The following is a 13785-nucleotide window of genomic DNA, read 5'->3' on the forward strand; positions in this document are numbered from 1 at the left end:
GCGCGGTACGAGCCCTCGCGCGCCCCCCGGTGGGGGTCAGTCCTGCCCCTGCTGCGGAGTTCCTCCAGGAACATCCGCTTCATCATCCGCGCGCAGTGTATCCAGCCGCGCGCGGTCCTTGGCGTTGAGGTCCTGCGCGGGCAGCCGGTCCAGCAGGTCCGGCCGCCGGTGGTAGGTCCGCTCCAGGGCTTGGTCGCGCCGCCAGCGCGCGATGGCGGCGTGGTTGCCGGAGCGCAGCACGTCCGGCACCGGCCGGTCGCGCCACACCTCGGGCCGGGTGTAGCTGGGCCCTTCGAGCAGGCCGTCGGAGAACGAGTCCTGCTCGGCGGAGGCGGGGTTGCCGAGCACGCCGGGCAGCAGCCGGGCGACGGCTTCGACCATGGTCAGCGCGGCGACCTCACCGCCGACCAAGACGTAGTCGCCGATCGAGACCTCTTCGACAGGCATCCGCTCGGCCGCCTCGTCGACGACCCGCTGATCGATGCCCTCGTAGCGACCGCAGGCGAACACCAGCCACGGCTCGGCGGACCAGCGCACCGCGGTCCGCTGGGTGAAGGGGCGCCCCGCCGGAGTGGGCACGATCAACCGGGGCGGAGCCTCCGGCGACGCGCACACCTCGTCCAAGGCCTCGCCCCACACGTCGGGTTTCATCACCATGCCCGGACCGCCGCCGTAGGGGCTGTCGTCCACCGCGCGGTGCACGTCGTGGGTCCAGTCGCGCAGGTCGTGCACCCCGACGGAGATCTTCTCCCGCTCGATCGCCTTGCCCAGCAGCGCGGCGCGCAGCGGAGCCAGGTACTCGGGGAAGATCGTGACGACGTCGATGCGCAACGGGGTGTTCCTTCAAGAAGAGGTCCCGGCGACGTGGCCGGGCGGCGTTCTGAGCTCAGGCGAGCGCCGACGCGGCGGGTTCCGCCGCGGGTCCGGGCGTGATCAGTCGTCGCCGAGCAGGCCCTCGGGCGGGTCCACCACGACGCGTCCGGCGGCCAGGTCGACCTCCGGCACGATCTCCGACACGAACGGGATGAGCCGTTCCACGTCGTCCGGGGTGCGCACCGACAGCAGCTCGCCGCCGGGCGTGTGCAGGATCTCGCGCACCACGCCGACCTCGTCGCCGGTCGGCAGCACCACTCGCAGGCCTTCGAGCTGGTGGTCGTGGTACTCGTCCGGATCGCCGGTTGCTTCGAGCGCATCCGCGCGGACCATCAGCGTGGCGCCGCGCAGGTGCTCGGCGGCGTCCATGTCGTCCACCGACTCGAAGCGCACCAGCAGCCGCCCGGCGTGTGGCCGGGCGGCTGTCACGGTGAGCGTGTCCGGCCCGGCTTCGCCGCGCCGCTGGACGCCGAGCACCGCGCCCGGCGCGAACCGCAGCTCAGGGCTGTCCGTGCGCACGTCGACGACGACTTCGCCGCGCACGCCGTGCGTCTTGGCCACCCTGCCCACGGCCAGCATCGGACCGGTCATGCCGTCCTCATCGATCGGTGTCGACCACGTCGACCCGGATGCCACGACCGCCGATCCCGGAGATCACCGTGCGCAGCGAGGTCGCCGTGCGACCACCGCGGCCGATGACCTTGCCCAGGTCGTCCGGGTTCACGTGGACTTCCAGGGTGCGGCCGCGCCGGGTGGTGAGGAGTTGGACGCGGACATCGTCGGGGTTGTCGACGATGCCGCGCACCAGGTGTTCAAGCGCGTCCGCGAGGACCGTCACGCCTGGCCGTCCTCGGACTTCTGCTCTTCGGCGGCGGCCGCGTCGGCGTCGGCCTTCTTGCCGCCCTTCTTCTTCGGCGTGGTCGCGTCGGCGACGGTGTCCTCGCCGGCGGCGGCCAGAGCTGCGGCGAACAGCTCCTGCTTGCTCGGCTTGGGCTCCGCGACCTTCAGCGTGCCCTCGGCGCCCGGCAGGCCCTTGTGCTTCTGCCAGTCGCCGGTGACCTCCAGGATCGCCTGCACCGGCTCGGTCGGCAGCGCGCCGACACCCAGCCAGTACTGCGCCCGCTCGGAGTCGACCAGGATGCGGCTGGGGTTCTCCATGGGGTGGTACTGACCGATCGTCTCGATCGCCCGGCCGTTACGGCGGGTACGCGAGTCGGCGACGATGATGCGGTAGTGCGGCTCCCGGATCTTACCGATCCGCGCCAGCTTGATCTTCACAGCCACGGGTGCTGGTGCTCCTCAGACTCTCGTTCGTGCTCGGGTGAGCAAACCAAGCCGTGTGGGGACATACGGAGTGGAAGGCTCATACGTCGATGGCCGCGGACGGTGAGAGGGACCGACTCGCAGCGAACAGGCGTTTATTCTGCCAGATGCCCGGCTCGGCCTCGCAGGAGGTACCCGCCGCGGGCTGCTCCGGCCGAACGGCCCCGGCGCGCTCAGGTCGGCGTCACCACGCCGAGCGAGATCAGCAGCAGTCCCAGCGCGGGCAGGAAGTTGTTCACCTGGTGCGCGACGACGCTGGCGGTGAGCCTGCCGGTGCGCATCCGGGCGACGCCGATCGGGATCGCGATGATCAGCAGCAGCCAGGTCCGCTCGGGTTCCAGGTGCCCGATCGCGAACACCGCGGTGCTGAGCACGAACGCGCTGATCCGGCTCCAGCGCAGCCGTTCCATCGCGCCCCACAGCAGGCCGCGGTAGAGGATCTCCTCGCACACCGGGGCGATCAGCCACACGTGCAGGAAGATCAGCACCGCGAGCAGCGGCGGCAGCCGCACCCCGTCGAGCAGGGTGCTCACCGTGGAGGTGGCGTTCTCCGGCCCCACCCAGCGGATCCAGATCATCGAGGCGACGGTCGTGCTGAGCAGGCCGATCGCGCCGATGCCGAAGCCCGTCGTGACGTCCGACCACCGCCAGTGCAACCCGAAGTCGAGCCGCGGCCCGTTGCCGCGCACCACGGTGATCACCACGGCCACCGCGGCGGACAGCAGCGTCGGCACCATCAGCATCAGCGGGAGCGCCACCGTGAACCAGGAGCTCTCCCCCGGATCTCCGAACAGGGCCGCCAGCGTGACGGACGCGAGGATGAACACGGCTTCCGCGAGGAAGAACGCGCCGAACCCCCACCGGTGGTCGGATTCCGCGGGTGGCGGCTGCACCTGGGTTGCGATGGCGGTTCCTCCCGCGATCTCCCCGACGGCGGGAACGCCTTCGGTGGGCTCGGGCTGCGGTACCTGCACGGGCGCCTCCGTCTCGGGCGGGCGGCGTGGCCCGGACGCGCGCGTCCCGTTCTCCACCGCTCGGCCGTGGTCTGCTGTCCAGCACGCCGATTTCCCGGCGGAATCGTCAGATTACCTTCGGCTTTCGCCGCCCCACATCCGAATTCGGACGCGGAAGCCCCCGTCGTTCAGGTGACGACGGCGCCCTTCAGGACGATGCGCCGGGGATGGCGCAACGCGGCGAGTTCCTTGCGCGGATCGGAGTCGTAGCAGACGAGGTCCGCCGCTTCTCCGTCCCGCAGGCAGGAATGCCCGAGCCAGTCGCGGGCCGCCCAGGACGCGGCGCCCAGCGCCTGTTCGGTCGACATCCCGACGCGGTGCAGCGCGAGGATCTCGTCGACGAGCACGCCGTGCTCGATGCCGCCGCCGGCGTCGGTTCCGGCGTAGACCGGGACGCCCGCTTCGATCGCCTTGCCGACGGTCGCGTCGCCGCGTTCGTAGAGCGCGGTCATGTGGCTCGCGTAATCCGGGTACTTCGTCGCCGCGGCGGCGAATCCGGGAAAGTTCTCGATGTTCACCAGCGTCGGCACCAGCGCGGTGCCGTGGCGGGACATCATCTCGACGGTGTCGTCGGTGAGGCCGGTGCCGTGCTCGATGCAGTCGATGCCCGCCGCGAGCAGACCGGGCAGCGCGTCCTCCCCGAACACGTGCGCCGTGACGCGCGCCCCGTGCGCGTGGGCGGTGGCGATGGCCTCGACCAGGATCTCGTCGCTCCACAGCGGGGCGAGGTCGCCGGTGGACCGGTCGATCCAGTCCCCGACGAGCTTCACCCAGCCGTCGCCGTCGGCGGCCTGTTCGGCCACCGCGGCGGGCAGCTGCGATTCGTGTTCGAGCTGGTCGGCGAGGTACGGGATGTAGCGCTTCGGCTTCGCCAGGTGCCTGCCCGCGCGGATGATGCGCGGCAGGTCGTCGCGCTGCTGCAGCGGCTTGGTGTCGATCGGCGCCCCGCAGTCGCGCAGCAGCAGCGTGCCCGCGTCCCGGTCGGTCTCCGCCTGCCGCGCCGCCACGTCGAGGTCCACCGGCCCGTCCGGGCCGATGCCGACGTGGCAGTGCGCGTCGACGAGTCCGGGCACGACGTAGCCGCCGTCGAACACGGTGGTCGCGCCGGGCAGCGGCGTGCGGCTGATCCGGCCGTCGGCGATCCACAGCTCACCGGGTTCGCCGTCGGGCAGCAGGACACCGCGCACGTGCAGCGGCGCGGTCATTTCTTCTTCTTGCCGCCGAAGTTCAGCTTGGACGGGTCGAAGCCCGGCGGGAGTTCGTTGAGCCCGCCTTCGAGCTGGGACATGTCCTGACCGGCACCGGGCATGCCGCCGGGCATGCCACCGGGGAATCCGCCGGGCGGCATGCCGGGGAAACCGCCGGGCATGCCGCGCATGCCCTTGGGCTGCGTCGGGCCCTTGACCTTCTTGCGGTTCTTGCCCTTGCCCTTCTTGACCTTCTTGGTGCCGCCCCCGCCGCCGAAGCCGCCGAACTGGCCCGCCATCTGCTGCATCATCTTGCGGGCCTCGAAGAACCGGTTCACGAGGTCGTTGATGTCGCTGACGTTGACACCGGAGCCCTTGGCGATGCGCTGCCGCCGAGAACCGTTGATGATCTTCGGGTCGTCCCGCTCGGCGGGCGTCATGCCGCGGATGATGGCCTGCAGCCGGTCCAGGTGCTTCTCGTCGAAGTTGGCCAGCTGGTCCTTCATCTGGTTCGCGCCCGGCAGCATGCCCAGCAGGTTCTGCAGCGGACCCATCCGGCGGACCGCCTGCATCTGCTCCAGGAAGTCCTCCAGCGTGAGCTGCCCGGAACCGAGCTTCTGCGCGGCCTGCTCGGCCTGGTCGGCGTCGAACGCCTGCTCGGCCTGCTCGATGAGGGTGAGCATGTCGCCCATGCCCAGGATCCGGCTCGCCATCCGGTCCGGGTGGAAGACGTCGAAGTCCTCCAGCTTCTCCCCGTTGGAGGCGAACATGATCGGCTGACCGGTCACGTGCCGCACCGACAGGGCCGCGCCACCGCGGGCGTCGCCGTCGAGCTTGGTGAGCACCACGCCGGAGAAGCCGACGCCGTCGCGGAAGGCCTCTGCGGTCGAGACCGCGTCCTGACCGATCATCGCGTCGACGACGAACATGATCTCGTCGGGGCTGACGGCGTCCCGGATGTCCGCGGCCTGGCGCATCATCTCCTCGTCCACGCCGAGGCGGCCCGCGGTGTCGACGATGACCACGTCGTGCTGGGCGCGCTTGGCCTCGTCGAGGCTGCGCCGCGCGACGTCCACCGGGTCCCCGGTGCCGTTGCCCGGTTCCGGCGCGAACACCGGCACGCCCGCGCGCTCGCCGACGACCTGCAGCTGCGTCACGGCGTTCGGGCGCTGCAGGTCGCAGGCCACCAGCATCGGGGTGTGCCCCTGGCCGGAGAGCCACTTGGCGAGCTTGCCGGACAGCGTCGTCTTGCCGGAGCCCTGGAGGCCGGCGAGCAGGATCACCGTGGGCGGGTTCTTGGCGTGCTCCAGCCGGCGGGTCTCGCCGCCGAGGATGCCGACGAGCTCCTCGTTGACGATCTTGATGACCTGCTGCGCCGGGTTGAGCGCGCCGGAGACCTCGGCACCCTTCGCGCGATCCTTGACACCCGCGATGAACGCGCGCACCACCGGCAGCGCCACGTCGGCTTCCAGCAGTGCGATGCGGATCTCGCGCGCGGTGGCATCGATGTCGGCGTCCGAGAGCCGGCCCTTGCCGCGCAGGTTCTGCAGAACCGAGGTGAGCCGGTCGCTAAGGGTGTCGAACACGGGTTCTCGCCGCTCCTGAGTCGAATGATGTACCTGAGTACCTGGTCGAGGGTAACCGTCGCCGGAAGCGCCTGGGGCGACCGCCGGGCAGGTGCCCGCGTCCGAGCGGCGAACGCGGTGCGAAAGAGCGGGCGGCGCGGCCTCCCCGAGGAGACCGCGCCGCCCTCGTCATCAGGTGCGGTCCCGGCTGGGACGCTTGCCGTAACCGCCGGCGCGACCGCCCTGCTGCGGGGACCGCGGGCCGCCCTTGCGGTGCGGACGCGGCTTGTCCCGGTCCCGGCCCGGACGCGGACCGCGCCGCGCCAGCACCTCGCCGTCGGCCCGGCTGATCCGCAGACCACGACCGGCGACCTGGGTCTTGCTGAGCTTGCGCAGCATGTCCTCGGGCAGGTTCGCGGGCAGCTCGATCAGCGTGTGCTCGGCCCGGATGTCGATGTGCCCGATGTGCTTGCTGTGCAGGCCGCCCTCGTTGGCCAGCGCGCCGACCAGAGCGCTCGGCGTGACGCGGTTGCGGCGCCCGACCTCGACCCGGTAGGTGTCGGTGTCCGAACCGGCGGGCTCGTAGCCGCCGTCCCGGCCGCCGCGGCGGTTGTCCTGCGGTTCCGGCTCCAGCAGCAGCGGGCGGTCGCCCTGCACCATCGCGGCCAGCGCGGCGGCGATCTCCGCGGCGGGCACGTCGTGGGTGCGCTCGTACTCCTGGACCAGGTTGTGGAACAGCTCCAGGCCGCCCTTTTCCAGCGTCTCGGTGATGTCCTTGGCGAACCGCGCGAGCCGCTGGTCGTTGACGTCGTCGATGCTGGGCAGGTCCATCTGCTCGATGGACTGCCGGGTGGCCTTCTCGATGGAGCGCAGCATGTGGCGCTCCCGGGGGGACACGAACAGGATCGCCTCGCCGCTGCGCCCGGCCCGGCCGGTGCGGCCGATGCGGTGCACGTAGGACTCGCTGTCGTGCGGGATGTCGTAGTTCAGCACGTGCGAGATGCGCTCGACGTCGAGCCCGCGCGCCGCCACGTCGGTGGCCACGAGGATGTCGATGCGGCCTTCGCGCAGGTGACCGATGGTGCGCTCGCGCTGCGCCTGCGGCACGTCGCCGTTGATCGCCGAGGCGTTGAACCCGCGCGCCTTGAGCTTCTCGGCGAGTTCCTCGGTGATCTGCTTGGTGCGGGCGAACACGATCATCGCGTCGAAGCTCTGGACTTCGAGGATGCGGGTGAGCGCGTCCAGCTTGTACGGGCCGCGCACCGGCACGTACTTCTGGGTGATGTTGGTGGCCGTGGAGGTCTTGGTCTTGACCGAGATCTCCACCGGGTCGCGCAGGTACGACTGGCTGATCTTGCGAATCGCGCCGGGCATGGTCGCGGAGAACAGCGCGACCTGCCGCTGCTCGGGCACGGACTGAAGGATGCGCTCGACGTCCTCGATGAAGCCCATCCGCAGCATCTCGTCGGCCTCGTCGAGCACCAGGTGCTTGAGGTGGCGCAGGTTCAGCGAACCCTTGTCGAGGTGGTCGATGAGCCGGCCGGGGGTGCCGACGACGACGTGCGCGCCGCGCTTGAGGCCGGCGAGCTGCGGGCCGTAGCTCTGGCCGCCGTAGATCGGCAGCACGTTGAAGCCGGGCAGGTGCTTGGCGTAGCGCTGGAACGCCTCGGCGACCTGGATGGCCAGTTCGCGGGTCGGGGCGAGCACCAGGGCCTGCGGGCCGGAGCCGTTGAGGTCGATGTTGCTGAGGATGGGCAGCGCGAACGCGGCGGTCTTGCCGGTGCCGGTCTGCGCCAGGCCCATCACGTCGCGGCCTTCGAGCAGCGGCGGGATGGTCTGCGCCTGGATCGGCGAGGGGGTTTCGTAGCCGAGCTCGGCGACGACCTTGCGCACCAGCGGGTCGATGGCGAGCGCGTCGAAACCGCTCGGCTCGGCGGGAGCCTCGGGGTCCGTCGCGGCGGCCTGCTCGGACAGCGCGGACTCGACGGAGTCGACCGATGCGGCGGCCGCGTCGGCGGTCAGTTCGGCGGGCAGCTCGGTGCTCGCGTCGCCGGTCAGGACCTGTCCGGAAACTGCGTGATCGATTTGGGGCATGGGTGTAGCGGATCTCCTCGTTAGTGGTCGTCAGGGCTGAACCGGGATGCGTCACGGCCCTGCACCGACGTCCACTGCACGCGGCGATCGCAACAGTCAGGTCCGAACACAGCTCCGCGCCGTCGCCGTCTCTCAGGGCAGACGCGCGGTGCTGCTCGCGCATGTACAAGCCGCGCACACCTGGCACGCACACACACTGTTGCCAGTCACTCGCAGCTCGCTGTCTCAGCCAGACGCGGTGGAATTTTCCCCCGCGTCGTCGTCCAAGGGTAGCGATCACCTGTTCGCCACGGCGAACCCACCCGTGGCATCGGGACGAATCTCACCTGCGGCCGGTCACCCGCAGGCCTGCGGCCAGGTCGTTCCGGGTGAACAGGCGCACGTCCTGCCAGCCGCGCGGCGCCCGCCCGGACAGCAGCGCGCGATGCACCCGGTACGCGCGGTGCACGTGCAGCTGGAACGAGCGGCTGCGGATGAGCCTGCCGCGGGCGTGCTGCCCGGCGAGCGCCTCCTCCGGACCGACGTGCAGCCACACCAGGACCCGACGCCTGCCGCTGATCAGCGCGAACAGCACCATCATCAGGCGGGTCGTGGCGCGGGTGGACGGCTCGTGGGCGATCACCCTGCCGTCGGCGCGCAGGCAGAACCAGGCGATGCGGGTGCGGTGCAAGGCGTGCACCAGGGGCCGGTACCAGCGGTACGGGACCGCGGCGGGCAGCAGCTCCTTGAGCCGGGCGCGGACCTGCTCGGAGTCGAGCACGACGGTTCCCGGCGGGGCGATCAGCTTGTGCAGCAGGGTGCTCTTGCCCGCGCCGGGAAGCCCGGCCAGGACCACCAGGGTGCGGCGCGGGGTGCGCAAAGTGGGAATTGGCCCGCCGGACGCGGCGGACTCGTCCGAAATGTCCACGACGTGGCCAGGTTACGCGAAGCGGATCTTGGCCCGGGCGCGCGGGTGATCGCCGGAGAACAGATCTGGGGTGGCCCGCCCCCTCGTACGAGCCACCCCAGATCCCCCAGCCCCCTCTATCCCCATCCCCCTTGGAACTCCGGCGCCCCCGGCCCCCACCGGCTCCCCCGGAGTTCCTCCCTTTTCCCTCTTCCCCCAACGTCCCGGACCCGTGCTCTCCGGGCCCACTCCCCCAGGCTTCAGGCCCCGGGTCCCCTTCTCCCGGATTCCCCTGGCCCGCGCCGAAATGCGGTTACCCCGGATCCCTCCCCGTGCGGCGGGCGGGCCTCGCGGCCCGGGATCTTCGTTCGCCTCGGCACGGGCTGAAGTCTGCCGCGATCGACGGCTCGGCAAGACCGTGAACCCCCGTGAGTGCGGCTGAGTAGAGATACGCATCCGGGCCCGGACACGACGAAGCCGGGCGCGGACCTGGTGGCCCGCGCCCGGCTTCGTCGTCGGCGTCGCGTCAGATCGCTTCGACGCCCGTCTCTCCGGTCCGCACCCGGACCACGGAGTCGACGGTGCTCACCCAGACCTTGCCGTCACCGACCTTGCCGGTGCGGGTCGCGGTGACGATGCCGTCGACGACCTGCTCGACGATCGCGTCGTCCACGAGCACCTCGACGCGGGCCTTCTCCACGAAGTCCACCGCGTACTCGGCCCCGCGGTAGACCTCGGTGTGGCCCTTCTGCCTGCCGTAGCCCTGCGCGTCGCTGACGGTCATGCCCAGCACGCCGAGCCGGCCCAGCTTGTCCTTCAACTCGTCCAGCTTGCTGGGCTGGATGATCGCGGTCACCAGCTTCATGCGTTGCTGCCCTCCAGCTTGCGATCGGCGTCGTCGGCGCGGACGGCCGGACGGCGGGCGGAGCGGCCGTCGCCGAAGTGGTAGGCGGATTCGGCGTGCTCGGTCTCGTCGATGCCTTCGGCCTCGTTCTCCGGCGTCGCCCGGAAGCCGACGACGGCCTTGACGATCCAGGCAAGCACGAGGCTGAGCACGAACGAGTAGGCGAACACCGCGACCGCGCCCACGGCCTGGCGCCACAGCTGGTCGAATCCGCCGCCGTAGAACAGCCCGTTGACCCCGGCGGGCGCCGCCTCGGAGGCGAAGAACCCGACCAGCAGGGTGCCGACGAGACCGCCGACGAGGTGCACGCCGACGACGTCGAGCGAGTCGTCGTAGCCGAGCTTGTACTTGAGGCTCAGCGCCAGCGCGCAGACCGCACCGGTGATGGCGCCGACGGCGATGGCGCCCAGCGGCGTCACCGACGAGCAGGCCGGGGTGATCGCGACCAGCCCGGCGATGATGCCCGAAGCGGCGCCGAGCGTGGTGGCGTGCCCGTCGCGCAGCCGCTCCACGAACAGCCAGCCGAGCATCGCCGCGCTGGTCGCCACGAGCGTGTTGACCAGCACCACGGCCGCGGAGTTGTCCGCGGCGAGCGCGGAACCGGCGTTGAAGCCGAACCAGCCGAACCACAGCAGACCGGCGCCGAGGACGACGAACGGCAGGTTGTGCGGCTTGCCGGTCTCCTTCGGCCAGCGGGCGCGCTTGCCGAGCACCAGCGCCAGCGCGAGCGCGGCGGCACCGGCGTTGATGTGCACCGCGGTGCCCCCGGCGAAGTCGACGGCGGCGAGCCGGTTGGCGATCCAGCCGCCGACGGCGGTCACGTTGCCCGCGTCGTCGGTCTCGTCGAACGCGAACACCCAGTGCGCGACCGGGAAGTACACGACGGTGGCCCACAGCGCGGCGAACAGCAGCCACGGGCCGAAGCGGGCCCGGTCGGCGATGGCGCCGGAGATGAGCGCGACCGTCAGGATCGCGAACATCGCCTGGAACCCGACGAACGCCAAGGTCGGGATGGTGCCGGAGAGCTGGTCCTCACCGAGCAGCTGGCCGAGCCCGAAGAACTCGGTGGGGTCGCCCAGCAGTCCGAGACCGCCGAGGTCCGTGCCGAAGGCGGTCGAGTACCCGAACAGCACCCACAGGACCCCGACGACCCCGATGCTGCCGAGGCTCATCATGATCATGTTGAGCACGCCGCGCGCACGCACCATGCCGCCGTAGAAGAAAGCCAGCCCTGGCGTCATGAGCAGCACCAGTGCGGCGCTGATCAGCACCCATGCGGTATCGCCTGAATTCACGTTGCCTCCCCGTGCGAACCGTGTTGGCCGCATCCTGGGAAATGCCTGTTTCAGGCGATCCGTTCGTTCGTTTCGCCGTCGTGAACTGTTCGGGTCTGCGTGTTACGGCGGGGTTCTGCGGTCACCGGGGTGTTACGAGCCCACCACCGACGGCACCGTGCGCGCCCGGCCCGCACCGGCGCCCGCCGCGGCTTCCGCGGCGCAGCACACCACCAGCAGGGCCAGCGGAATCGCCCAGCCGCCGGTGGCGCCGTGCAGCAGCCCGATGGCCAGCGGTCCGAGCGCGGCGATGAGGTATCCGGCGCCCTGCGCCATCCCCGACAGCGCCGCGGTGGTCTCGCTGTCCGGCGCGCGCAACCCGAACAAGGTCAGCGCGAGCCCGAACGACGCGCCCTGCGCCAAGCCCAGCAGCACCGTCGCCGCCCAGATCCCGGCCGCGCCCGGCGCGTGCAGCACCCCGGCGAACCCGGCCGCGGTCAGCACCGCGACGCTCACCGCGACCCACCGCTGATCCCGGAACCGCCGGCACAGCAGCGGCACCGTCAGCGAGCCGACGGCCTGCACCGCGGCCTGCACGCCGAGCACCAGGCCCGCGCTCTCCGGCGACAGGCCGCGGCTCTGCGCCATCGTGGGCAGCCACCCGAACACGACGTAGGCCATCAGCGACTGCAAGCCCATGAACACGGTGACCTGCCAGGCCAGCGGATCGCGCCACAGCTTCCCCGGGCTGATCGCGCGCTGGGTGGTCGTCGTCCCGCGCAGCGCGAACGCGGTCAGCAGCAGCGCCAGCAGCACCGGAACCGCCAGCAGCCCCAGCGGCCAGCGCCACTCCGAGCCCAGCGCCCGGCCGAGCGGAACGACGGCGCTCGCCGCGGTGGCGCCGCCGAGCGTCAGGCACATCGTGTAGAGCGCGGTCACGCCCGGCACGCGGCTCGGGAAGTCCCGCTTGATCAGTCCGGGCAGCGCCACGTTGGCCACCGCGATGCCCGCGCCGACGACGATGGTGCCGCCCAGCAACGCCTGCACCGATCCGCCCGCGCGCAGCAGGTTGCCGATCAGCAGCACCACGAGGCAGCCCACCAGCACCCGCTCGTCGCCGAAGCGCTGCCGCAGCCGCGGCGCCACGAAGGCGAACACTCCCAGGCACACCACCGGGAGCGTGGTCAGCACCCCGCCGAATGCGGTGGACAGCCCCAGGTCCGCCAAGATCCGGTCCAGCACCGGCGCCACGGCCGTCACCGGCGGCCGCAGCGCCAACGCCACCAGAACGACCAGCACCAACGTGCCGACCGCGAACCGCTCCGCCCGCTCGCCCGTCATAGCCACGCCGGACAGTGGACCACATACATGGGATGATCAGACGGCCCGGTGAGCCACCGGACCCGGCCCGTGCCGGAATCCCTCCCGGATGAGCATTCGTCCCGGATCGTTGATCGAATCCAGGGGCCTGGCGACGCGAACCGGCCCGAGCCCGTGCCCCTTCGATCGACTCGTCCGACGGGTTCCGGAAGATCGGCCGGATCAGGTGGCGATCCGGCCGATCCGGAACTCACACGCTCCAGTACCAGGAGCTCGCGCCGTAGTCGTACTCGGCGCGGCTGTCGACGTGGGTGAACGTGTCGTAGCGGATGATGCCGGAGAAACCGGAGGTCTGGGCGTACCCGATGGTGTCGCCGACGCCCTGCCCGCTGATCACGACGTCCGCGGCGATGCCGTAGGTGTGCTGGCTGTTGGGGACGCCGCCGACGCTCTCGTTGTGCGCGAGGCTGCGGAACCCGGAGTTGACGGTGATCGCGGCGTCACCGGCCTTGGTGCGAACCGCTTCGAGCTTGTACATCAAGCGCCGCACGTTCTCCTGGACCGTGCTCGCGTCGACGTTGCCGCTGCCGAATCCGGCACCGTCCTTCGATTCGAACTCGGCGAAGTCGAAGTGGGCGGTGGAGCCGTCGGAGTCCTCCAGCGCGTTCAACGCGTCCTGCGTCGGCGTGTCCACGACACCGCTCGCCGACAGCCCGTAGGCGCTCTGGAAGCGGGACACCGCCGCCTTCGTACCCGGACCGAACTGCCCGTCCACGGCCACGTTCGTCTTCGACGCCTCGTCGGCCGCCCAGCCCGCCACCCGGATCTGGAGCTCCTGGACGTCGTCGCCGCTGTCGCCCTCCTGCAGCTGCCGGGTCCACGAGTAGGCCGCCGCCTCGGGCGCGGCCACCGCCGACACCCCGGCCACCACCAGGAGTGCGACCGCCACCGCAGCGCACAGCCGCACCGGTGCCGCCAGCACCGATCTGATCCGCTCTCCGCCCATTGATCCGCCCCTTCAGCACGTGCCGCGGAACCGGTCCGCGGCCTCGTCAGAACGGCCAGATCATGTCCGGAACCAACCGGACGGAACAGACATGTCGCAAATTGCTCACCACCCGTTCGCCGAACGGCACTACGAGCGAAAGGCACACGGGACCCGCGCAGCGGAATGCGAGCAGCACCCCCTGATCACCGTCTTGTCAGCGGCGAAGCCGCTGAGCAGTGACCACCAAAGCAAGAAGACCACCGGCGGGTTCTCAGCTGCTTCCTCGCGAGGACAGCTTTTTCCCTCGTGGCGGAGCCACTCGGGAAAAAGATCCCGCAGCGAGGAAGCAGCTGAGGTT

At 71.0% G+C, this 13785-nt stretch carries 13 protein-coding genes; all 13 read right to left on the reverse strand.

Translation table 11 applies throughout. The features are described from left to right. Positions 1-36 precede the first annotated feature (36 nt). The 13 genes from trmD to ACWD38_RS18520 all read right to left on the reverse strand — a co-directional run bounded on the left by trmD (position 37) and on the right by ACWD38_RS18520 (position 13445). Entirely contained in the window at positions 37-831 is a 795-nt protein-coding gene (trmD, locus tag ACWD38_RS18460; protein WP_184481721.1) for a tRNA (guanosine(37)-N1)-methyltransferase TrmD, read from the reverse strand. A gap of 102 nt (positions 832-933) precedes the next feature. Next, a complete protein-coding gene (rimM, locus tag ACWD38_RS18465; RefSeq protein ID WP_184481723.1) occupies positions 934-1464 on the reverse strand; it encodes a ribosome maturation factor RimM in 531 nt (176 codons plus the stop codon). Positions 1465-1471: 7 nt separating this feature from the next. After that, complete coding sequence (locus tag ACWD38_RS18470; RefSeq protein WP_184481725.1) at positions 1472-1711, reverse strand: RNA-binding protein; 240 nt, start codon at positions 1709-1711, stop codon at positions 1472-1474. Beyond that, a complete protein-coding gene (gene rpsP, locus ACWD38_RS18475) occupies positions 1708-2157 on the reverse strand; it encodes a 30S ribosomal protein S16 (protein WP_184481727.1) in 450 nt (149 codons plus the stop codon). Before rpsP ends, ACWD38_RS18470 begins: the two co-directional genes overlap by 4 nt. 212 nt (positions 2158-2369) lie before the next feature. Next, the gene (locus tag ACWD38_RS18480; protein ID WP_343071541.1) at positions 2370-3170 is read right to left on the reverse strand and encodes a CPBP family intramembrane glutamic endopeptidase; all 801 of its coding nucleotides are present in this window, start codon (positions 3168-3170) and stop codon (positions 2370-2372) included. A 167-nt stretch (positions 3171-3337) separates the two neighbouring features. After that, complete coding sequence (locus tag ACWD38_RS18485; protein ID WP_184481729.1) at positions 3338-4414, reverse strand: amidohydrolase family protein; 1077 nt, start codon at positions 4412-4414, stop codon at positions 3338-3340. Continuing rightward, positions 4411-5982: a signal recognition particle protein gene (gene ffh, locus ACWD38_RS18490; protein WP_184481731.1), complete on the reverse strand. Its 1572-nt coding sequence runs from the start codon at positions 5980-5982 to the stop codon at positions 4411-4413. The genes ACWD38_RS18485 and ffh overlap by 4 nt, the downstream gene beginning before the upstream one ends. A gap of 171 nt (positions 5983-6153) precedes the next feature. Beyond that, a complete protein-coding gene (locus ACWD38_RS18495; RefSeq protein ID WP_221315912.1) occupies positions 6154-8055 on the reverse strand; it encodes a DEAD/DEAH box helicase in 1902 nt (633 codons plus the stop codon). Positions 8056-8377: 322 nt separating this feature from the next. Then, the gene (locus tag ACWD38_RS18500; protein WP_184481733.1) at positions 8378-8962 is read right to left on the reverse strand and encodes an AAA family ATPase; all 585 of its coding nucleotides are present in this window, start codon (positions 8960-8962) and stop codon (positions 8378-8380) included. 505 nt (positions 8963-9467) lie between these two features. Beyond that, positions 9468-9806 (reverse strand): P-II family nitrogen regulator, encoded by a 339-nt coding sequence (locus ACWD38_RS18505; RefSeq protein WP_184481735.1) that lies wholly within the window; start codon positions 9804-9806, stop codon positions 9468-9470. Further along, entirely contained in the window at positions 9803-11140 is a 1338-nt protein-coding gene (locus ACWD38_RS18510) for an ammonium transporter (RefSeq protein ID WP_184481737.1), read from the reverse strand. The genes ACWD38_RS18505 and ACWD38_RS18510 overlap by 4 nt, the downstream gene beginning before the upstream one ends. A gap of 132 nt (positions 11141-11272) precedes the next feature. Next, positions 11273-12460 (reverse strand): CynX/NimT family MFS transporter, encoded by a 1188-nt coding sequence (locus tag ACWD38_RS18515; protein ID WP_184485646.1) that lies wholly within the window; start codon positions 12458-12460, stop codon positions 11273-11275. Between the two features lie 229 nt (positions 12461-12689). Next, positions 12690-13445 (reverse strand): D-Ala-D-Ala carboxypeptidase family metallohydrolase, encoded by a 756-nt coding sequence (locus ACWD38_RS18520; RefSeq protein ID WP_184481739.1) that lies wholly within the window; start codon positions 13443-13445, stop codon positions 12690-12692. Between the last annotated feature and the right edge of the window lie 340 nt (positions 13446-13785).

The organism is Saccharopolyspora sp. NPDC002578 (genome assembly GCF_053592695.1).